This window comes from Ruegeria sp. SATB045, from assembly GCF_059613525.1.
Genome location: NZ_JBXWSR010000036.1, coordinates 140,246 through 159,582 on the forward strand (window position 1 = coordinate 140,246; position 19,337 = coordinate 159,582).

A 19,337-nucleotide genomic window follows, 5' to 3' on the forward strand; every position below is an offset into this window, starting at 1 on the left:
CCAGTCAAGAACGCGCGTCAGCCGCTGAACACGTCAGAAAAACTGTTGAGCAGCGCCATGATAACCAGCACGCCCAAAAAGGCGAAGAAGGCCATGGCAAAAAACTGAAACAGAATCGCACCTACGCCAATCACGGTGCCGGCAATTGCAGGGCGCCTTCTTTCGTGACGCAGCAGCCCAATCACAGATACAACGATTGCCAAGGCCCCAAGCATGGCCACGCCGATCTGTAGAAAGTCATCCAGATCACGGCTGCGCGCGACCGGCTCGGGCTGTTCCAGCCCCGCGGCCGAGCGCCAGGTGGACTTGCCGATCTCGGCGGCCAATTTGCCCAGTGAAACGCCCGTCGATTGCTGCGGCGCAAACGGCCCTGCCCAAAACACGAACAACGCGGCAAACAGCGCAAGGGCACCAATACCAAACCCGATCCAGCCGAAAACCGGACTAGCAGTGTCAGTAGATGCAACATCCGTCATCGAACTCATCCCAATATCTGCAAATCGGCCATAGCATAAAACCACGGTAGCATTTGGGAGAACATTATTGCTTGCGGAAAACGCACCGCAACTGTGCCTGTATGACCATATCTCTTCGATTCAGCGATCCGCCGTCAGGCAAGCAGCAAACCAAAGCTATGGGGCGCTGAACGCTCTGGTCGCCGCATCCCATCGCAATCCGGTTTTTTCAGCGATTCCGTGCATCTGCTTGTTCAACGACCTGTCATTCAGTCGACGGCTTAGGCTGCGCAATGGGACCAGATTGCGTTCCCCGTACCCGTCGATCAGCACGAACATCGACACTGAGTCGCGCGTGCCGTAAACGATATTTTGCGCATGAATATCGCGACCCACGATCTGAAAGTCGAACAGCGTGTGAACAAAATCATTCAGCTTGTTCAGAACCTCGGGGGGCAGCCGGCGCTGCTGGCACAACGACATCAGATCCTGCGCCAGCGAGCCGTCCTCAGATTCCATACGCTCGACCACAATGCCCGGCCCGGCATCCGTTTGCACAACGCCAAAAGACCGGGCCAATGGCATTTTCGCGATATCCGGGCCGCTTTTCAACGCCGCCTTCATCTCGCACTCCAGCTCTTTCAATGCATTGCGATAGACCGAGTCCGGCAGCAAATACCGCACAAAGCGCTTGGCAAAAGATCGGTTGGGCCGCGTGCGCGGGCGCGTCACCTTGATCAGAAGATCGGATTGGTCAGGGTAGGCGTAGACGTTTCTGTGGCCACCTGTGGCAACAAGATCTTTGTCGGACAGGTGAACCAGTTGCACTGGAAAGATCATTCCGGATCCGCGTGGAAATGACACAAGAATTCTGACGCAGCACGCTACAGCATATCCTGCCCGGCGTCAGCCCTTGTAACAGTTTTATGTCAGATTGATTGCGCCTCTTCGGCTGCGGACCCTTTGAGAATGTATTTGCAATCGCAATAGAGGCATTCGACCCAACCAGTATCTTCAGGGATTTGCAGCCAGACACGTGGATGGCCCAGTGCCCCTTCGCCACCGTCACAGGCGACACGGGTGGTTTCCACGATCTTGGTTTCCGGCGCTTCGATGGTCACGGCTGGCGATCCTTCTTCGGTTGTCGGCCTCGCGGGCATGTATTAGGTGCGTTTATGAGCGATGAGCAAACCGGGGGCAAGAGCCACATGAGCGATGCGGCAATCAGGATCGAAGGTCTGCACAAGACCTATCGCGGCAGCAAGGCACAGCCCGAGAAACACGCGCTAAAAGGCGTTGACCTGACGGTCCCGCGCGGGTCGGTCTTTGGATTGCTGGGGCCAAACGGGGCCGGGAAATCGACATTGATCAACATTCTTGCCGGGCTAGTGGTTAAATCGGCCGGAACGGTCTCTATCGGCGGGTTTGATCAGGATAAAAATCCGCGCCAGTCCCGCGCAGCAATTGGCGTAATGCCGCAAGAGCTGAACCTCGATCCGTTCTTCACCCCGCGTGGCGCCTTAGAGGTTCAGGCCGGTCTTTATGGCGTCCCCAAGGCCCAGCGCCGCAGCGACGAGATTCTGGAACTGGTCGGCCTTGGCGACAAGGCCGAAGCCTATGCGCGCACTCTGTCTGGGGGTATGCGTAGGCGGCTGCTGTTGGCGAAGGCTCTTGTGCACCATCCCCGCATTCTGGTCCTGGATGAACCCACGGCGGGCGTGGACATCGAACTGCGCCAGATGCTCTGGACCAATGTGCGCAAACTGAACGAACAGGGCATGACGATCATCCTGACCACGCATTACCTGGAAGAAGCGCAAGAAATGTGTGACGAGATCGCGATCATCAACCACGGCGAAAAGATCGCGCAGGACAGCACCGCCAACCTACTGAGTCGCATGGACAGCCGGACAATGGTCATTGCTCCGGACAGCCCGGTGACCGAACTGCCAACAGCGCAAGGGGTCGAGGCCACTCTGCGTGACGATGGCAGCCTGGTGCTGCAATATCGCAGCGCTGCGACCAGCGCCGAACAAGTTCTGGAATCGGTCCGCACCGCAGGCATCCGTATTCGCGACGTCCGCACCGAAGAGGCAGACCTCGAGGATGTGTTCCTCGCCCTGACATCCGCACGCGGATGAGAATTTGACCGTTAGACTCGATCTATCCGCGCCTGATAACAGTTGTTCCGCGCGGACCGGATGTGGATATAGGCCACATCGGGACGAGCAAAGATATCACTGATCTTTGCGCCGATCCGATCTGTGGGCGTAATCTCTTCGGTGCCATAGACGATCCGATCATCCAACCCGTACCCTTTGATCAGATAGTCGGGAGAGGTGGTCAGAATCTCGGGCATCTCATCCCCTTCATACTGTTCACACGGGGCGGCACACAGAAAGATCGGACCCGTTTCCGCGTAGGGTTGTGTCTCAGAAAAAGGGCGATGCGCCAATATCAGCATCTCTTTTCCTTCCGGAATGTTCTGCAGGCAATGGCGGCATGGATTGCCCGCACCTTCGGAAACGGCGCGCTCGGGCGAGGCGCCATATGCGTCCGGCCCTCCGGCCTGAAGCGCGCGGACTTGGCGGGTGGGCAATGCTGTGATCTTGAACATCTCGGGTCTCCTTTTTCTGCCACCCTGCCCAGAGGGGACACTGCAAGCGACCCGTTTCCTGCGCAAAGGACTCGAAAAAGAACAAAAGGTGAATATAATGTGGAATCGCCATGTATGCCGAATTGTCGATCACGTCGAATTTCACCTTTCTCACCGGGGCCTCGCACCCCGAGGAGTATATGCAGCGTGCCGTCACACTTGGTCTGCCCGCCATCGCGATTGCCGATGACAACTCGGTCGCCGGGATCGTGCGTGCCCATACCCAGGCGCGCGAGATTGCCCGAAAGGTGCGCGAACGTATCGAATGGGAAGGGCAGAACACGCCCATCGGCCCGCCCTGCCCCGATCACATTCCCAAACCGCCCTCCTACCCGATCCACGCGGTGCCACGCCTGATCCCTGCTGCGCGATTGATCTTCACCGACGCGCCCACCGTCACCGCCCTGCCCCTGAACCGGCAGGGCTGGGGCAACCTGTGCCGTATCCTGTCGAAAGGCCGCCTGCGTGCGGAAAAAGGCGACTGCATCCTGCACCTGTCCGACCTGTTGGAATTCTCTGACGGTCTGCACCTGCTGCTCTGGCCACAAGCGACCCGGTCGCAGGGCGGCGCGAGTGCTTGGCGGACACAGGCGCAACAGCTGACGCGCCGCTTTGCCGGGCGGATGCATCTGTTGATGCATCCTCGGTATGATGGCGCAGACAGTGAATATTTCATTTTATTAGAGACTGAATCAAAGCAACTCAACCTCCCTACCCTCGCCAGCGCTGCGCCGATGATGCACCATGGTACCCGTCGCAAACTGGCCGATGTGCTGACCGCCATCCGACTGCGCCGCAAGGTCGACGATCTGGGCCGCGACGCGCTAGCCAATGGAGAGCAGCGCCTGCGTTCGGAATCCGAGATGCTGCGCATTTTCAAAGGTCATGAAGGCGCTGTCACCCGCGCCCATATGCTCAGCGAACAGTTGCAATTCTCGCTGGATGAGCTGCGTTACGAATACCCCAGCGAGGGCAGTGACCAGGAAACCCCGACCCAACGCCTGCACCGTTTGGCGCATGAGGGGCTGAAATGGCGGTATCCGGCAGGAGCCTCGGAAAAAGCCAAAAAGATGCTGGCGCATGAACTGACCCTGATCGGCAAGCTGAAATATGAACCCTATTTCCTGACCGTCCGTGACATCGTCACCTTCGCCCGATCCCGCGATATCCTGTGTCAGGGACGCGGCTCAGCAGCCAACTCCGTCGTCTGCTACTGCCTCGGCATCACCGAGGTCAGCCCCGAGCTGGGCACGATGGTGTTCGAACGCTTCGTCTCCGAGGCGCGGGACGAACCCCCCGACATAGACGTCGATTTCGAACATGAACGCCGCGAAGAGGTGATTCAGCACATCTATGACCGCTATGGTCGCCACCGCGCGGGCCTCTGCGCAACTGTGATCCACTATCGCGGCAAGCGCGCCATCCGCGAAGTGGGCCGGGCGATGGGCCTGACCGAAGACACGATCTCGGCTCTGTCCTCACAGCTATGGGGGTTCTTCTCGGCCAAGGGGCTCGAGGCGGAACGGATGCGCGAAATCGGCCTTGATCCCGAAGATCGTCGCTTAAAACAGACTCTAACATTGGTTTATGAGATCGACGGCTTCCCCCGTCACCTCTCGCAACACGTCGGCGGGTTCATCATCACCGAGGGGCGGTTGGACGAACTCGTCCCCATCGAAAACGCCACGATGGAGGACCGCACAGTCATCTGCTGGGACAAGGACGATATCGACAGTCTTGGTATTCTGAAGGTCGATGTCCTCAGCCTTGGGATGCTGACTTGTATCCGCAAGGCGTTCGATTTGATCACCCAGCACCATCAGACGGGCTATACCCTTGCCACCCTGCCGCCCGAGGATCCGGCAGTGTATGACATGCTGTGCAAGGCGGACTCGGTCGGGGTGTTTCAGGTGGAATCGCGCGCGCAGATGAACTTTCTGCCACGAATGCGTCCGCGCAATTTCTATGATCTGGTGATCGAGGTCGCCATCATCCGCCCCGGCCCCATTCAGGGCGACATGGTCCACCCGTACATCCGCCGCCGGAATGGCGAAGAGGAGGTCAGCTTCCCCTCGGACGCGCTGGGTGAGGTGCTGGGCAAAACGCTGGGCGTGCCGCTGTTTCAGGAACAGGCGATGCAGATCGCCATCGTCGGCGCGGGCTTCACCCCCGAACAGGCGGACCGGCTGCGGCGGTCGCTGGCGACGTTCAAGAAACATGGTAATGTCAGCGAATTCCGGTCCTTGTTCCTGCGCGGGATGGAGCGGAACGGCTATGAACAGGATTTCGCCGAACGCTGTTTTTCGCAGATCGAAGGCTTCGGCTCTTACGGTTTCCCCGAAAGTCACGCGGCCAGCTTTGCGCTGCTAGTCTATGCCTCGGCCTGGATCAAATGCCACCATCCGGGGATTTTCGCCTGCGCGCTGCTGAATTCACAGCCCATGGGGTTCTATGCCCCAGCGCAGATCGTGCGCGATGCGCGTGAACATGGGGTTCAGGTGCGCCCCGTCTGTATCAATGCCAGTTTCTGGGACAATGTGATGGAACCCGACGGTCACGGCGGGTTGGCTCTGCGGCTGGGGTTCCGCCAGATCAAGGGCCTGAGCGAGGAAGATGCCAGCTGGCTGACCGCCGCGCGCGGTAATGGCTACCATCAGGTGGATGATGTGTGGCGTCGTGCCGGACTTGGCCCCTCGGTAATCGAACGGTTGGCTGAGGCCGATGCCTTCTCCGCCTGCGATCTGACAAGGCGCGAGGCGTTGTGGCAGGCCAAAGCGATTGCCACCGCGAAGCCCTTGCCGCTGTTCTCGCAGGATCTGGAGGGCGAGGCGCTGGACGAGCCCGCAGCCTATCTGCCACAGATGACGCTAGGCGAGCAGGTAGTCGAAGATTACGTGGCCACCCGCCTCAGCCTCAAGGCGCATCCAGTGGCCCTGATCCGGCATCTGCTGACGCCCGAGCCGCGCGACAAAACCACACCTGTTGCGTGACGCCCAAACCGGGTATCGGCCCAGAACAGAGTCGAAAACGGACCAAACATGACCCGCCCCACGCTGCCGCCGCGCTTTCCCGCGACCCCAGATCAGATCAATGCTCAGGTCGCCGCCTTTTACGCCCGCGTGCGCGAGGACGCGGTGCTAGGACCGGTCTTCAACACACATGTCCAAGACTGGTCCACGCATGAGGAAAAGATCGCCGCCTTCTGGCGCAACGCCATCCTGTATGAGCGCAGCTATGACGGCAATCCGCAGCGGGTCCATATTGAACGGCCCGACGTGCAGCCCGACATGTTCGCCCATTGGCTGGATTTGTTCGAAGAGGTCGCCACCCAGACCTTACCCCCGGAAACCTCCACACCATGGGTCGCGCTGGCCCGAAGAATCGGCGTGGGGATGAAGGCCGGTGTGCAATCTGCACGCCAACCCAAACACGCACCTCCCATCCTGCGTTGATCCCAGGGCATGGCAGTTTTGCCATGTTAGCGGTAAAATAGGGGCTATGCGGGTCGGCCAAATGAGTTTACTCAGGGGTACGACAGCCCCAATGCGCTGCGCCCCTACACCGACACATCACCCGAGGCCGCCTCATGAGCACTCAGAACACCACCCTTCGGGGGCTTGGCTATGCGTTTGCGGGCTTTGCCGTTTTTGCGAGCCACGATGTGCTGATCAAAGTGCTGGGTAGCACCTATTCGGTGATGCAGATCATCTTTTTCGCAACGCTGTTTTCCTTTGTGCCAATGGCGGTGACGATCCTGACCGACCGGACAACGGGCAATTTCCGACCACATCATCCGTGGCTGGTCCTGCTGCGCTCGGCCCTGATGGTGACATCCATGGTCTGCGCCTTCTACGCTTTCTCGGCGCTGCCGCTGGCCGAGGTCTACTCGCTGTTATTCGCCTTCCCTCTGTTCGTCACCGTCCTGTCGATCCCGATCCTGGGGGAAGTCGTGCGCGCACAGCGTTGGGCCGCCGTCGGCTGTGGCCTGATCGGAGTTCTGATCGTCCTGCGCCCCGGTGCCACGGATATCACTCTGGGGCATCTCGCGGCCCTGACTGCGGCGTTTTCCAGCGCGTTAGGGTCTGTTTTGGTACGCAAGATCGGGAATGAGGAACGCTCGGCCGTACTGATCCTTTATCCGATGCTGCTGGCCATTGTGGTCATGAGCTTGATGCAGCCCGCTGTTTACCAACCACCCTCGCTGCTGCATCTGGCGATGATGGCGCTGGTGGGCGTGTTTTCGGTCATCGCCCAACACCTGATCATCCTTGCCTATCGCGCCGCGCCTGCAGGCGTGGTCGCCCCCAGCCAATACAGTCAGATCATCTGGGCTACATTGTTCGGCATGGTCTTTTTCAACGAGCGGCCCGATGGCTGGGTCGCCGTTGGGGCCAGCATCATTATCGCCTCAGGCGTCTATGTGGTCTGGCGCGAAAGCCGGGCGAACACCTCGTCGGTCAATACCCCGGTTCTGAGGGTCCGCTCGCCCCGGTCCGACACAGGCGCAAGCCGTCCCGGCAAATAAAAACGGCGCGCCATTCACAGCGCGCCGTCCTCGAAATCGCAGGTTCAGGGCCTTAGTAGACCACAACCGAGCGGATGCTTTCGCCCTTATGCATCAGGTCGAAACCGTGGTTGATGTCGTCTAGACCCATGGTGTGGGTGATCATAGGGTCGATCTCGATCTTGCCTTCCATGTACCAGTCGACAATTTTCGGCACATCGGTCCGGCCCCGCGCGCCACCAAAGGCCGTCCCGCGCCACGAGCGGCCCGTGACCAGCTGGAACGGACGGGTCGAGATCTCGGCCCCCGCAGGTGCCACGCCGATGATGATCGACTCACCCCAGCCCTTATGCGCCGACTCCAGCGCAGCGCGCATTACGCCCACATTGCCGGTGGCGTCAAAGGTGTAATCGCCGCCGCCTTTGGTCAGGTTGACCAGATAAGGAACCAGATCACCTTCAACCTCGGCCGGATTCACAAAATCGGTCATACCGAACTTGGTCGCCATCTCGACCTTGGCCGGGTTCAGGTCAACGCCAACAATCTGATCGGCCCCAGCCAGACGCAGGCCCTGAATCACGTTCAGACCAATGCCGCCCAGACCGAAAACGATGGCACGGCTGCCGATTTCCACCTTGGCAGTGTTTATGACAGCGCCGATACCGGTGGTCACGCCGCAACCGATATAGCAGATTTTGTCGAACGGGGCGTCCGGGCGCACCTTGGCCAGCGCGATTTCCGGCAGAACCGTGTGGTTCGAGAAAGTCGAGCAGCCCATGTAGTGCAGGATTGGATCACCATCCAAAGTCGAAAAGCGCGAGGTCCCATCAGGCATCAGGCCCTGTCCCTGCGTTTCACGGATCGCCTGACACAGGTTGGTCTTGGGATGCAGACAGTATTCACACTCGCGGCATTCGGGGGTGTAAAGCGGGATCACGTGGTCGCCTGGCTTCAGGCTGGTGACGCCTGGGCCGACCTCAACCACGACGCCTGCGCCTTCATGGCCCAGAATCGCGGGGAACAGCCCCTCAGGGTCGGCACCCGACAGGGTGAATTCATCGGTGTGGCAGATGCCGGTGGCCTTGATTTCCACCAGAACCTCACCCGCTTTGGGGCCTTCAAGGTTCACATCCATCACTTCCAAAGGTTTGCCCGCCTGAACGGCGACGGCGGCACGGGTACGCATATCTTTGTCTCCCTGTCTTCTTTGCCCCGACCCTGCGGCAATCGCAGGAGGTTTTCAACTGCGCTTTGGTGACAGGTTTGTTAAATATCTGATATTGCAGAAACGACATTGCCGGAAAGAGGAACGCCAATGTACCGTTTTATCCCCGCGCTGGCCCTGCTGGTCGCCTGCACCCAGACACCCGCGCCCGAGGACGCGCCCCTGTCGCCCGAACCTGCGCCGGTTGATCTGGCGTTTTGTCTGGGTGAGCCCTTTGCCAATTCCATTGGTCAACCTGTCTCGACCATTCAGGCCCAATTGCCTGAACGGTCCCGCGTTCTGGGGCCCGACGGCATTGCTACGCAAGATTACCGGATCGACCGGCTGAATGTGTTTGTAGATGAGACCGGGGTCATTCAGCGCCTGACCTGCGGCTAGGCGTGGACTCGGCAGACGATTCTACGGTAAGAACAAAATAGGAACATTTTGATGTCTGCCGATGCCAAAACGCCGAATACTCTCGCTCTGGTTTCCTCGTCTGGGGGCTGAACGGCTGATCCGCGCTGCGCGGGGGCTGCAGGATGGGCCTTTGGCTGTGGTGACCGAGCAGTCGAACATGCAGGTGATCACATCGCTGAACGCCACGGCGCAGACCGCCGGGTTGCGCGTGGGCCAACCAGTGCGCGATGCCCATGCCATGTGCGCCAATCTGGTGACACGCCCCCGCAACGCCCCGGCCGAGGCTGCGTTTCTGACCGCCCTGCGCCGGTGGGTGGGCAAGTTCAGCCCATGGGTTGCCGAAGAAGCCCCCGATGGCCTGATCGTGGATCTGTCAGGCTGCGCGCATCTGTTCGGCGGGGAAGAAGCGTTGTTGAACGTGATCGAAACCGACTGCGCAGATATGGGGCTGAGCGTACAGATGGGCATCGCCGACACGCTGGGCGCGGCCTGGGCGCTGGCGCGCTACGCGGGGCAACAGGCCACCTCCGACCGCAATGGCGACGCCATCAGCCAAGAGGCTCGCGCCACCCGCGCCCGCGCCACCAAGCGGCGGCACTGGACCAAGGGCGGGGCCGCACCGCAAGTGGTGGCTGTGGGCAGTGGCGCGCGGATCGCAGCGCCGGGGCAATCCTATGGCGCGCTCAGCCCCCTGCCCATCGCGGCGCTGCGGCTTGAGGATCAGGTGGTCGCACAACTGAACCGTCTGGGTCTGCGCCGGATCGGCGATCTGTTGGGGCAGCCGCGTGCCTCGCTGGCGCGGCGATTTGGGCGGGGGCTTGTGCTACGGCTGGATCAGGCGATGGGCAGCGCGCCCGAGCCGGTCTCCCCCGCCCGCCCGCCGCATCACTTTGCGGTGCGGATGACCCTACCCAACCCGATCGGCCTGACCGAGGATGTGATGGCCGCCATCGACCGCGTTCTGCCAACGCTCTGCACCAAGCTAGAGGAGAAAGCGCGCGGGGTACGCACCCTACGGCTGGAAGCTCATCGCGCCGATCAGGCCGCCGAGGTTATCGAGGTCGGACTGGCCCGCCCAACCTATGACAAACACCGTGTTCGGCCTTTGTTAGAGATGAAAATTGACCAGATCGACGCGGGCTATGGCATCGACATGCTGCGGCTTGAGGCGGTGCAGACTGAACCCCTACACGCCCGCACCATGGCCGGCCATGCCGAGGCCCGCCGCGTCGCCCGCAACCGGTTGGACGGCAACACCGCCGTCGAAGACCTTACGGCCAAGCTGGGCGCGCGGGTCGGGTTGGAGGCGATCACAAGGCGGCACCCGGCGGCCTCGCATATCCCCGAGAAAACCGCACAGGTGCTGGCCGCTGCGTGGTCGGAGCCCGCGTCCGACTGGCCCGCGCCGCCGCGCCCGCGCCCCTTGCAGATGTGGCAGCCCGAGCCGGTAACGGCCCCCGATACCCCGGACGTGCCCAGCACCTTCCGCTGGCGCGGGCGAGACTGGCAGTTGGCGCAGGCGACGGGGCCGGAACGGATCGCACCCGAATGGTGGCTGGATGACCCCAACTGGCGCAGCGGTGTGCGCGATTACTGGGTGGTTGTGACCGAACAGGGCGAACGGCTGTGGCTGTTTTACGGCCACGGAGGCACCATGTCGGCGGGCTGGTTTTGCCACGGTCAGTTTGGATAAATGCCTAATTAGGGTCTATTTTCCGCGATATACTAACCAATCCGGAAGGTAGTCAATCAGCCGGATCACCCAGGAAAACGGCGCGGGAAAATCGGTGCGGAACCGGCGACGCCCCATCGCTTTGACCACGCGATTTGCTGCATCCTCGGGCGTCATCAGCATGGGCATCTTGAAGCTGTTCTTCTCGGTCAGGCGGGTCTTGATGAAGCCCGGATTGACGATCCGCACAGTCACACCAGTTCCAGCCAAATCATGCCGCATCGTCTCTGCCAGAGACACCAGCGCGGCTTTGCTGGCCCCATAGCCAATTGCAGCAGGCAATCCATGGTATCCGGCCAGAGACCCGATAAGCGTGATCTCACCCTGTCCGGCCTTGACGAAACCGGGCACGGTTTCCCCCAACACGCGCATGGCCCCCAGATAATTCACATCGACCATCCTCAGCGCGGTTTCCGTATCCCAATCGCCACTGCGCATGGGATCATAGGCCCCGGCGTTATAAACCAGACCATCCACCGCGCCCGCCCCAGCCACTGCGGCGCGAACCGAATCCAAATCGGTCACATCCATGGGTATTGCGCGAGCGTTGGGCAAAGTCTCACACATCTCGGCCAGACGGTCGGCATTGCGCGCGGATAAGATCAGATGCGCGCCCTGACGGCTGAGAGCTTGGGCCAAAGCCCGCCCCAGACCTTCGCTTGCACCAATGATCCAATAGGTTTTTCCGTCAAAGCTGCTCATTCCGCGACCGTTTCATATGTTGTGTTTCTTTTACGACCGCGACGGGGCGCTGGATCAAAAGCAGATCCGACAGGTCTTCTGTAACCCGAGGTCACAACATAGTGCATTCAAGAAAAACACCTAATCCGATTGATCCACCCCCGCCTAATCTGCGTATCTTATTGTAATACGTTACATAACGAGGCTTGAATGTTCGACGAATCCCGGGGCGGCCGGAAAAAAATCGCAGTCATTGGCGCAGGCATCTCGGGTCTCTCCGCAGCTTACTACCTGTCAGAAAACAACGACGTAACCGTCTTTGAGGCCGAACACCGGCTGGGCGGCCACGCGCGCACGGTTATGGCCGGAAAGAACGGCGACCAACCGGTGGATACCGGGTTCATCGTCTTCAACTATGTGACTTATCCCTACCTGACCGCGTTATTTGACGAATTGAACGTTCCGGTCATCAAATCGGAAATGAGCTTTGGCGCCACCATTGACAATGGCCGCATCGAATACGGGCTGAACAACCTGCGCACCCTGACGGCGCAGAAACGCAACTTGGCCCGCCCTGCCTATTACAAAATGATCGCCGACATCCTGCGGTTCGGAAAAGAGGCCCCAGAGGCCGCCCAAGACGATGACACCACAATCGGAGAGTTGGTGGATCAGCTGCGCCTGGGCCATTGGTTCCGCCACAACTATCTGATGCCCATGTGTGGCGCGATCTGGTCGACCCCAGTTGAGTTCGTGGATCAGTTCCCGGCCCGCTCGCTGGTGCAATTCTTCCGGAACCACGCTCTGCTGGCCAGTGGACGCGCGAAGCAGCATCAGTGGTATACCGTCAAAGGCGGTAGCATCGAATATGTGCGCCGCATCGATGCCGCGCTGCGCGCGCGCGGATGTGATATCCGATTGGCCTCTCCGGTTGATCACGTGAAACGCGACGATGTGGGTGCTACGGTCCACAGCCAAGGGCACGCGGATCAGTTTGACGAGATTATCCTCGCCACGCACTCCGATCAATCGCTGGCCATTCTGGGTGATGCCGCGACTGAAGCCGAGCGCGCGGCACTTGGCGCAATCCGGTATCAGCCCAATACAGCGATTCTGCATTGCGACGAACGCCAGATGCCACGGCGACGCGCCTGCTGGTCCAGTTGGACCTATCGGTCGCAGGCTGGAAATGTTGGCGTAACCTACTGGATGAACCGGCTTCAGAATATTCCGGACAGTGACCCCCTGTTCGTGTCGCTGAATGCTTCATCAGAAATTTCTGCGGATAAAATCTATGATCAGGTCGAATTTGCCCACCCGGTATTCGACAAAGCAGCCCTGAAGGCACAAGGGCAAATCCGCGAGATGCAGGGACAGAACCGAACCTGGTTTGCCGGCGCCTATAACAGGCACGGCTTTCACGAAGACGGGATTGCCAGCGCGATGCATGTCGTTGCGCAGCTGAACGGCACCCCGCAAACCCTCGGAGCTGAAGATGACACTCTTGCAAAAGGCCCGGCCATCCCTGCCTAAGGGTGGCTTCCGCGCGGCGTTGACTTCGGTGTTGCTGCTGGTCCCTGGCGGACTTGCAGCCTCACCGGGCCTCAACACGCTGGACAACCCTCAACTGCATGGCACGGCAACCTACCGGTACTTGGGACTGCCTCTGTATAATGCACAGCTGTTTACACAGCGCGGTGCGTCGTTTGATTGGGGGCAGGACTTTGCCCTTGAACTTCAATACCGCCGCAACGTGACGAAAAAGGCGCTGATCAATTCGACACTGGATGAGATGGAGCGCATCGGCAGCCCGGCCCCGGTGCGCGATCAGCTTGAAACCTGCTTCAAGGCCGTGAAGAAAGGCGACCGATACCTGGCCGTATCAGATGGACCAGATCGCGTGTCTTTCTGGCTGAATGGAGCCAAGACCTGCACGATGTCCTATCCGGGCATCAAGCGCAGTTTCATGTCTGTTTTCTTGGGTGAAAACACGCGCTCGGCCTCCTTCTCGCAGAAGTTGCGGGGACAATAATGCTGTATCCGCGGGTCAGCCTCTATGCGCTGATGCTCGCGGCAGCGGGTATCCCGCTTTATATTCATCTGCCGCGTTTCGCCGCCGTCAATCTTGGTATCGGACTGGGCGTAATCGGTACTGTCCTGCTGGTGATACGGTTGGTCGATTTGGTGCAGGATCCTTTGATCGGCTGGGCCATCGATCGTTGGCCCAAGGCCCAACTTGTGTTCGCAGCAATGGCTGCGCTGGGATTGGCCATTGGCTTTCCGGTCCTCTTTAACTTGCCCGAAGGCGCAAGTATCACAGCATTAGTCTCTGTTCTGGTGTTACTGTTTTCGGCCTACAGCCTCGGCACGATCCTTTTGTATGGCCGCAGCGCCACCCTTGCAAAACAGACAGATCCGAAAGAACTGATGACATTGGCCGCATGGCGCGAAGGCGGCCAATTGTTAGGAGTGGTCGTCGCAGCCAGTGCCCCTGCTCTGTTTCTGGCGTTCGGAGCGGCCGCTCAGGGATATCCAGCTTTCGGCATATTCTTGGGCCTGTTAGCGGTGCTGACATGCGCGGTGACGTACCCCATTTGGCTGCGTACGCCGATTACCGGCGATGGGTTATCTTTTGCAGGGCTGGGTCAGGCAGGTGCGCTGCGTCTGTTGGCTTTGGCGCTGGTGAACAGTTTGCCTGTGGCCATCACGTCAACCTTGTTTTTGTTCTTCGTTGAAGATCGCCTGCAATTGCCTGGAAAAGCCGGGCCACTATTGATCCTGTTTTTCCTCAGCGCCGGGGCAAGCGTTCCGCTTTGGGCACGCCTAAGCAACCGAATTGGCCCGAAACAGACTCTGATAATCGCCATGCCCCTTTCGATCGCAGGCTTCATCGGTGCCGCCACTCTGTCGGCGGGGAACCTGACTGGGTTCGCAGTGATCTGTATTGCATCTGGTGCCGCATTGGGCGCGGATATGGTCGTGTTGCCAGCGATGTTCTCGGTCGTACTGACGCGCGCTGGCCTGAACGCATCCGCGGCGTTTGGCATCTGGTCATTTGCGGGCAAACTGGGCCTTGCATTGGCCGCCTTCTTCACTTTGCCGCTGCTCGAACGCAGCGGATTCGCTCCGGGACAAGCAAACTCGGCCGAGGCTCTGAATACGCTCAACCTCGCTTACGCAGTGCTGCCCTGCATCCTGAAACTCGGCGCGTTCGGAATGGTTCTGACGTTGCCAACGGAGGTCACTTCCAAATGACACTTGTTGCCATCCTTCTTGCCGCCATCCTTTTGGTGATCATTGCAAAGCGGAGGTTCCTGAGCTTTCGCTCGCAGGTGCCTGCGGACTACGCAAGCACAGGCCCTGCCTTTAACATGAAACAGAACCTGAACGGGGAAATCCTGTCCGAGGGGTTGATCTATGGACCCAACGGCAAGATGACCAACAGCTTTGTTGCCCGTATGGTTGGCGAATGGGACGGAAACACCGGTACACTGGCCGAGTATTTCACCTATTCCAACGGCAAGCAGATGACCCGCAAATGGTATCTGACACTTGGCACTGGCAACACATTTACCGCCACTGCAGATGACATCGTGGGCGAGGGTCAAGGCACGATCTCGGGGTCTACTGTCAAGTTGAAGTACCGGATCATTTTGCCGCAAGATTCAGGCGGGCATACTCTGGACGTGACCGATTGGATGTATCTGACCGAAAACGGTGTGATCATGAACCGATCCGAGATGCGCAAGTTCGGAATAAAGGTTGCCGAACTGGTTGCCACGATGCGACCTGCGCCCGAGGTTAAGACCGCGCATCTGAACGGGGCGAACGGCTATGATGCAGACAGCGACGTGAGGCCACTGCAATGATGATCCGGCGGCTTACTGTCTCAGCTCTGGCGGTCGTGGGGATTGTGGCTTTGGCATCCTGTTCGGCCAAGCCGCGCGTTCCAAAGACGTTCCTGTCAGACCGGCAATTGAATCTGGAAGAGTTCTTTGAGGGCGAAACCGTAGCCTATGGGCAGTTCCAAGACGTTCTGGGCAATGTCCCGCGACGGTTTACTGTGGATATAGACGGCACATGGGACGGCAAAACGCTGACGCTTGTCGAAGATTTTGTTTATGACGATGGCGCCACGGAACAGCGGATCTGGACTCTGACCAAAACAGGTGAAGATACGTGGACAGGAACCGCTCCGGGCGTGCTTGGCACCGCCTCGGGTGTCGAGCGTGGGGATACGTTCAACTGGAAATACAAAATCGACCTGCCCATCAAAGAAGGCACAATGCGCGTGAACTTCGACGATTGGATGTGGCTGTTGTCGGATGACCGGTTGCTGAACCGCGCTTATGTTTCGCGTTACGGCGTGCGCTTGGGCGAAGTCATTCTGTTCTTTGAAAAGAAATGAAAAAGGGCGGATCTAAGGACCCGCCCAATAGTCTGTATGGTTCAGATCAACTTAGAAGTTGAACTGAGCACCAAAGTCAGCGCGGATGCGGCCGTCTTCGTCACCGTCTTTGATCTCGCCAACAGCGCCACGCAGGGTTGCACCGTTGCCCAGGTCGTAGATGGCACCAACACCGATGTTGCGCGTATCGTCATCCGCATTGCCGTCACCGTAAACGAACTGCAGGGTGGTTGCTGCGCCAACGTTGTAGGATGCCGACAGACCATAGGCAGTGCCGTTTTCGGCATCGTCAGCAACGTCGTCGTCTGCCAGGAACAGGGTGCCGTAGAAATCGCCCAGTTCTGCGCCGATGGTCAGAACGGCCAGGCTTTCTTTTTCAACACCAGCGCCTTCGTCGGTCTCACCATAGGCCAGCGACGCGGTGATGTTGTTGAATGTGTACGAACCGCTTACGTCCCAGCGATCGCGATCGTCAGTCTGACCCGCGCCCAGGAATTGAGTGTCCTGATCATACGAGGCCGAGAACGCGAAATCGCCGACGGTGTAACGGAAGAATACCGCGTTTGCACCGGAACCGGTCGAGCTGTACTCGAGGAACGAGTAGTTAACGCCAACGTACTGGCCAAGGAATTCTTCCAGGCCGGGTTCGTTGCCGAAATAGTCATCCAGGTTGTCGAACGAACCCGAGACGTTGCCCGCGTCAACACGCAAGCCGCCGTAGATGACCGAGAAACGGGCGCCGTTCAGACCAGCTTCGTTCTGTTCACCGGTGGACGAGTCGTCGTCGGCCTGCAAACGAACGCGGCCCTGGAATTCGACACCGCTGTCGGTTTCGACATTGGCGTCGATGTTCAGGCGGAAACGCGACACCAGAATGGTATTGTCGGTCGAAGGATTGTTCACGTTGACGGCGCCGCCGGCGGTCGTGGTTGTGGTTTGTGCAGAACGATCTTCTTCGTAGCCAATACCAAAACGACCGTAGCCGCTGAATTTAACTTCCGCGGCAGCAACGCTTGCGGTTGCGATCAGCGCGGTCGATGCGATGAGGAGTTTTTTCATGGTGTGATTCCATAAATTTCGAGAGGAGGACAGCCGCGCAATTGCGACTTGAGCTTCCATTCTTAGATTTACAGAAATTACGCAATATGTATCTTGCGTTTTTTTGTCAGCGCAATGGAGTTTGTTGCATCTTTGCACTGATCGTTGATCCCGCCGCATGCGGTTAGCGTTTATTTAAGAACCATTCGGGGATTCACCAGAAACATTACAAAGGTGTGATCAACAAAAATGGCGGCGGGCCTTGAAACGGCCAAGCGCCGGACTGTCGCATTGAAAATAAAGGTAAATTCAAAACCCAAATTTTTGAGTGCAGATAAAACGATCTGCATGTCCGATGGTGGTCAATTGCTGGTGTAAAAGAACGACAAACTGCGGCTGGTTCCTCCGGGCGGCAGAGGGAACGGCTCGGCGGCGCGAACTTGCGCGCGGGCAGCGCGGTCGACTTCGGGCGAGCCGGAACTGTCCACCACATCGACAAAGGCCAGTGATCCGTCAGGATTGATCCGGAAGAAAACCTGCGCAAAGCCGCGCGCCGAGACAAAGACGACCGGGGCGCGGTTCAGATGGACCAGAACCTCGCCCGCATAGTTGGTGGTGTCCGAATTCCCGGGCCCTCGCCCACCAGACCGAGTGCCACTGTTGCCTCGGGTGAAGTTATCGACCCCGCTGCGCCGATAGGTGGATAAGGGCGACTCGATCTCTTGCGAAGGGAATCTCAGATCACTGAAATCCCGCGCGCCATTACTTGCGCCCTGCCGTCGGGGTGTCGGCTCGCGTTCGGGCCGTTGTGGCCGGATCGAGGACCGAACAGCCAGTTCCGAATCCGCCTCGGTCTCTTCCGGCTCGGCGGTTGCTTCGGGCAGAACGGGATCGACCGCTTCATCTTCAAGCGGCACAACCGGCACGACTGAAATTTCGGGCACAGGTTCAGCTTCGGGTTCAGGAAGCGCTGCAAGTTCTTCGACCTCCGGTGTCACGGGCGGCGTTTCGGTGGGGGCCTCAAGTTCCTCGGGCAAAACGTCCGGATCGCCTTCGGGTATCTCGACCACCTCTGCTGTTTCCACGGACGGAGTTTCTTCAATTTCATCGCTCGCGGCTTCTTCGCCTTCAGATGTATCTTCGGTCTCAGCCACATCCGGTTCGACTGGCTCGGTTTCTACGGGCTGCACAACTTCGGCCTCACCAACATCCGGTGAGAAGGTCTGCTGAGGGCTTTCCGAGGCGACTAGCGCCTCGCTGACCGGCACTTCAGGTTCCTCTGGCAGTTCTTCGACAACTTCTTCTTCGGCTGGCGGCTCGGGCTCGGGGACAGGCTCCGGCTCTTCCGGTGCTGATGCGGGTTCGGCAAGGTCTTCGAAACTGTTGCCCAGTTCAACCGTATCTTGCGCGTCCGAAGTGCCAGCATCCTGAACCAGATTTGGCGTCGTAAAAGCAAGCCCCATGAAATGCAGAAGCAATGACACCAGCACGGCGACAACCGCGATGAAAATGGACCCCCGGATCATTCCAACGCCTTTTGGGTCACCACGAATACAGATGTTGCCCCAAGACGACGCAATGTCCCCGTAACTTCGACCAGACGCGCGCCCAGCGCCTCGCGATCGGGGACGATCCGCACCGGGCCGGGCTCTCGACCTTGCATATAGGCTTCGGGCTCAATCTCTGTTCCGCGAAAACTCAGGCTGCCGTCACTGTGCATTACCAAAGCATCGGGAGGTTCGCGCCCATCCAATTCGGACGTATCCACAAGCTGAAGATCCGGATCCAGCGGCACCGCAACCGTTCCGGCGATCAGAAAGAAGATCAACATCAAAAAGATGACATTGATCAGAGCGATCGTGGAGTCGCGTTTGCGGCGGGGACGGATTGAGCGGATCATTCCAGCACCAAAACGCTGAGACCTTCGCGCCCCCTGAGCCGGACCAAAAGGTCCACCAACCGCTGCGAGGTGGTCGCCTCGCCCAAACTGATCAGAATCTGGCCGGTTTCGACATGCGCCGTCAGATCATCGAACGTAATGTCAGCACCGTTCAAAGTCAGCGTCTCGGGCCCGAGTTGAACAAAAAACCGTTCGGTCGGGGTATCAGAGGGAGTGCCGCCGCCGGTCGCGTTACTCAGCTCGATTTCGGCGTATTTCGAAAAAGTTGACGTGAGCATGAAGAACAGCAGCAGCAGAAAGATCACGTCGATGAGCGGCGTCATCGACAGCGGTCGTCTG

21 protein-coding genes are annotated in these 19,337 nt (G+C 59.1%); 11 read left to right on the plus strand and 10 right to left on the minus strand.

Annotated features, from left to right (window positions below; translation table 11 throughout):
- Positions 1-17: 17 nt before the first annotated feature.
- From AC2FNR_RS19275 to AC2FNR_RS19285, 3 genes are all read right to left on the minus strand, one after another.
- Positions 18-476, minus strand: coding sequence for a hypothetical protein (locus AC2FNR_RS19275; RefSeq protein WP_496850838.1), 459 nt, complete (start codon positions 474-476; stop codon positions 18-20).
- Positions 477-632: 156 nt separating this feature from the next.
- The gene (locus tag AC2FNR_RS19280) at positions 633-1,295 is read right to left on the minus strand and encodes a YrbL family protein (protein ID WP_496850840.1); all 663 of its coding nucleotides are present in this window, start codon (positions 1,293-1,295) and stop codon (positions 633-635) included.
- A gap of 89 nt (positions 1,296-1,384) precedes the next feature.
- Complete coding sequence (locus AC2FNR_RS19285) at positions 1,385-1,576, minus strand: zinc-finger domain-containing protein (protein ID WP_496850842.1); 192 nt, start codon at positions 1,574-1,576, stop codon at positions 1,385-1,387.
- Positions 1,577-1,663: 87 nt separating this feature from the next.
- On the opposite strand from AC2FNR_RS19285, the gene AC2FNR_RS19290 reads away from it, so the two are divergent.
- Positions 1,664-2,596 (plus strand): ABC transporter ATP-binding protein, encoded by a 933-nt coding sequence (locus tag AC2FNR_RS19290; protein ID WP_480869212.1) that lies wholly within the window; start codon positions 1,664-1,666, stop codon positions 2,594-2,596.
- A gap of 11 nt (positions 2,597-2,607) precedes the next feature.
- On the opposite strand, the gene AC2FNR_RS19295 is transcribed toward AC2FNR_RS19290, so the two are convergent.
- On the minus strand, positions 2,608-3,072 hold the full coding sequence (locus tag AC2FNR_RS19295) for a DUF1203 domain-containing protein (protein WP_496850844.1): 465 nt from the start codon (positions 3,070-3,072) through the stop codon (positions 2,608-2,610).
- Between the two features lie 110 nt (positions 3,073-3,182).
- On the opposite strand from AC2FNR_RS19295, the gene AC2FNR_RS19300 reads away from it, so the two are divergent.
- From AC2FNR_RS19300 to AC2FNR_RS19310, 3 genes are all read left to right on the plus strand, one after another.
- Positions 3,183-6,101 (plus strand): error-prone DNA polymerase, encoded by a 2,919-nt coding sequence (locus tag AC2FNR_RS19300; RefSeq protein ID WP_496850845.1) that lies wholly within the window; start codon positions 3,183-3,185, stop codon positions 6,099-6,101.
- 48 nt (positions 6,102-6,149) lie between these two features.
- Positions 6,150-6,563 (plus strand): group III truncated hemoglobin, encoded by a 414-nt coding sequence (locus AC2FNR_RS19305; protein WP_496850847.1) that lies wholly within the window; start codon positions 6,150-6,152, stop codon positions 6,561-6,563.
- A 134-nt stretch (positions 6,564-6,697) separates the two neighbouring features.
- Positions 6,698-7,636: a DMT family transporter gene (locus AC2FNR_RS19310; protein WP_170355825.1), complete on the plus strand. Its 939-nt coding sequence runs from the start codon at positions 6,698-6,700 to the stop codon at positions 7,634-7,636.
- A gap of 52 nt (positions 7,637-7,688) precedes the next feature.
- Here AC2FNR_RS19310 and AC2FNR_RS19315 read toward each other — a convergent pair whose 3' ends face one another.
- Positions 7,689-8,801 (minus strand): S-(hydroxymethyl)glutathione dehydrogenase/class III alcohol dehydrogenase, encoded by a 1,113-nt coding sequence (locus tag AC2FNR_RS19315; RefSeq protein ID WP_480869068.1) that lies wholly within the window; start codon positions 8,799-8,801, stop codon positions 7,689-7,691.
- Between the two features lie 129 nt (positions 8,802-8,930).
- Between AC2FNR_RS19315 and AC2FNR_RS19320 the strand changes: the two genes are divergently transcribed.
- Together AC2FNR_RS19320 and AC2FNR_RS19325 are read left to right on the plus strand one after the other, a co-directional pair.
- Positions 8,931-9,218, plus strand: a complete 288-nt coding sequence (locus tag AC2FNR_RS19320) for an I78 family peptidase inhibitor (protein WP_496850850.1) — start codon at positions 8,931-8,933, stop codon at positions 9,216-9,218.
- Between the two features lie 61 nt (positions 9,219-9,279).
- The gene (locus tag AC2FNR_RS19325) at positions 9,280-10,932 is read left to right on the plus strand and encodes a Y-family DNA polymerase (protein WP_496850852.1); all 1,653 of its coding nucleotides are present in this window, start codon (positions 9,280-9,282) and stop codon (positions 10,930-10,932) included.
- 15 nt (positions 10,933-10,947) lie between these two features.
- On the opposite strand, the gene AC2FNR_RS19330 is transcribed toward AC2FNR_RS19325, so the two are convergent.
- Positions 10,948-11,673 carry an SDR family NAD(P)-dependent oxidoreductase gene (locus AC2FNR_RS19330; RefSeq protein WP_496850854.1) on the minus strand — a complete coding sequence of 242 codons (726 nt, stop codon included), beginning with the start codon at positions 11,671-11,673 and terminating at the stop codon, positions 10,948-10,950.
- Positions 11,674-11,862: 189 nt separating this feature from the next.
- Between AC2FNR_RS19330 and AC2FNR_RS19335 the strand changes: the two genes are divergently transcribed.
- From AC2FNR_RS19335 to AC2FNR_RS19355, 5 genes are read left to right on the plus strand one after another with little or no spacing between them, the layout of a single operon-like run.
- Positions 11,863-13,185, plus strand: a complete 1,323-nt coding sequence (locus tag AC2FNR_RS19335; RefSeq protein ID WP_496850856.1) for an NAD(P)/FAD-dependent oxidoreductase — start codon at positions 11,863-11,865, stop codon at positions 13,183-13,185.
- Positions 13,148-13,684, plus strand: a complete 537-nt coding sequence (locus tag AC2FNR_RS19340) for a chalcone isomerase family protein (RefSeq protein WP_496850858.1) — start codon at positions 13,148-13,150, stop codon at positions 13,682-13,684. The genes AC2FNR_RS19335 and AC2FNR_RS19340 overlap by 38 nt, the downstream gene beginning before the upstream one ends.
- Entirely contained in the window at positions 13,684-14,907 is a 1,224-nt protein-coding gene (locus AC2FNR_RS19345; protein WP_480869062.1) for an MFS transporter, read from the plus strand. The genes AC2FNR_RS19340 and AC2FNR_RS19345 overlap by 1 nt, the downstream gene beginning before the upstream one ends.
- Positions 14,904-15,521 carry a DUF3833 domain-containing protein gene (locus AC2FNR_RS19350; RefSeq protein ID WP_496850860.1) on the plus strand — a complete coding sequence of 206 codons (618 nt, stop codon included), beginning with the start codon at positions 14,904-14,906 and terminating at the stop codon, positions 15,519-15,521. Before AC2FNR_RS19345 ends, AC2FNR_RS19350 begins: the two co-directional genes overlap by 4 nt.
- Positions 15,518-16,060: a DUF3833 domain-containing protein gene (locus tag AC2FNR_RS19355; protein ID WP_496850862.1), complete on the plus strand. Its 543-nt coding sequence runs from the start codon at positions 15,518-15,520 to the stop codon at positions 16,058-16,060. Before AC2FNR_RS19350 ends, AC2FNR_RS19355 begins: the two co-directional genes overlap by 4 nt.
- Before the next feature lie 51 nt (positions 16,061-16,111).
- Here AC2FNR_RS19355 and AC2FNR_RS19360 read toward each other — a convergent pair whose 3' ends face one another.
- The 4 genes from AC2FNR_RS19360 to AC2FNR_RS19375 form a co-directional block, all read right to left on the minus strand.
- Complete coding sequence (locus tag AC2FNR_RS19360; RefSeq protein WP_170355807.1) at positions 16,112-17,119, minus strand: porin; 1,008 nt, start codon at positions 17,117-17,119, stop codon at positions 16,112-16,114.
- A gap of 341 nt (positions 17,120-17,460) precedes the next feature.
- Positions 17,461-18,624: a TonB family protein gene (locus tag AC2FNR_RS19365; protein WP_496850863.1), complete on the minus strand. Its 1,164-nt coding sequence runs from the start codon at positions 18,622-18,624 to the stop codon at positions 17,461-17,463.
- Positions 18,621-18,998 carry an ExbD/TolR family protein gene (locus tag AC2FNR_RS19370; protein WP_170755151.1) on the minus strand — a complete coding sequence of 126 codons (378 nt, stop codon included), beginning with the start codon at positions 18,996-18,998 and terminating at the stop codon, positions 18,621-18,623. The genes AC2FNR_RS19365 and AC2FNR_RS19370 overlap by 4 nt, the downstream gene beginning before the upstream one ends.
- Positions 18,995-19,321 carry a biopolymer transporter ExbD gene (locus AC2FNR_RS19375; protein WP_496850865.1) on the minus strand — a complete coding sequence of 109 codons (327 nt, stop codon included), beginning with the start codon at positions 19,319-19,321 and terminating at the stop codon, positions 18,995-18,997. Before AC2FNR_RS19375 ends, AC2FNR_RS19370 begins: the two co-directional genes overlap by 4 nt.
- Between the last annotated feature and the right edge of the window lie 16 nt (positions 19,322-19,337).

Bases quoted from the DNA above. Each gene is read 5' to 3' on its own strand.
- AC2FNR_RS19275 (WP_496850838.1), bottom strand. From the start codon at position 476: ATGACGGATGTTGCATCTACTGACACTGCTAGTCCGGTTTTCGGCTGG.
- AC2FNR_RS19280 (WP_496850840.1), bottom strand. From the start codon at position 1,295: ATGATCTTTCCAGTGCAACTGGTTCACCTGTCCGACAAAGATCTTGTT.
- AC2FNR_RS19290 (WP_480869212.1), top strand. From the start codon at position 1,664: ATGAGCGATGCGGCAATCAGGATCGAAGGTCTGCACAAGACCTATCGC.
- AC2FNR_RS19295 (WP_496850844.1), bottom strand. From the start codon at position 3,072: ATGTTCAAGATCACAGCATTGCCCACCCGCCAAGTCCGCGCGCTTCAG.
- AC2FNR_RS19300 (WP_496850845.1), top strand. From the start codon at position 3,183: ATGTATGCCGAATTGTCGATCACGTCGAATTTCACCTTTCTCACCGGG.
- AC2FNR_RS19305 (WP_496850847.1), top strand. From the start codon at position 6,150: ATGACCCGCCCCACGCTGCCGCCGCGCTTTCCCGCGACCCCAGATCAG.
- AC2FNR_RS19310 (WP_170355825.1), top strand. From the start codon at position 6,698: ATGAGCACTCAGAACACCACCCTTCGGGGGCTTGGCTATGCGTTTGCG.
- AC2FNR_RS19315 (WP_480869068.1), bottom strand. From the start codon at position 8,801: ATGCGTACCCGTGCCGCCGTCGCCGTTCAGGCGGGCAAACCTTTGGAA.
- AC2FNR_RS19320 (WP_496850850.1), top strand. From the start codon at position 8,931: ATGTACCGTTTTATCCCCGCGCTGGCCCTGCTGGTCGCCTGCACCCAG.
- AC2FNR_RS19325 (WP_496850852.1), top strand. From the start codon at position 9,280: ATGCCAAAACGCCGAATACTCTCGCTCTGGTTTCCTCGTCTGGGGGCT.
- AC2FNR_RS19330 (WP_496850854.1), bottom strand. From the start codon at position 11,673: ATGAGCAGCTTTGACGGAAAAACCTATTGGATCATTGGTGCAAGCGAA.
- AC2FNR_RS19335 (WP_496850856.1), top strand. From the start codon at position 11,863: ATGTTCGACGAATCCCGGGGCGGCCGGAAAAAAATCGCAGTCATTGGC.
- AC2FNR_RS19340 (WP_496850858.1), top strand. From the start codon at position 13,148: ATGACACTCTTGCAAAAGGCCCGGCCATCCCTGCCTAAGGGTGGCTTC.
- AC2FNR_RS19345 (WP_480869062.1), top strand. From the start codon at position 13,684: ATGCTGTATCCGCGGGTCAGCCTCTATGCGCTGATGCTCGCGGCAGCG.
- AC2FNR_RS19350 (WP_496850860.1), top strand. From the start codon at position 14,904: ATGACACTTGTTGCCATCCTTCTTGCCGCCATCCTTTTGGTGATCATT.
- AC2FNR_RS19355 (WP_496850862.1), top strand. From the start codon at position 15,518: ATGATGATCCGGCGGCTTACTGTCTCAGCTCTGGCGGTCGTGGGGATT.
- AC2FNR_RS19360 (WP_170355807.1), bottom strand. From the start codon at position 17,119: ATGAAAAAACTCCTCATCGCATCGACCGCGCTGATCGCAACCGCAAGC.
- AC2FNR_RS19365 (WP_496850863.1), bottom strand. From the start codon at position 18,624: ATGATCCGGGGGTCCATTTTCATCGCGGTTGTCGCCGTGCTGGTGTCA.
- AC2FNR_RS19370 (WP_170755151.1), bottom strand. From the start codon at position 18,998: ATGATCCGCTCAATCCGTCCCCGCCGCAAACGCGACTCCACGATCGCT.
- AC2FNR_RS19375 (WP_496850865.1), bottom strand. From the start codon at position 19,321: ATGACGCCGCTCATCGACGTGATCTTTCTGCTGCTGCTGTTCTTCATG.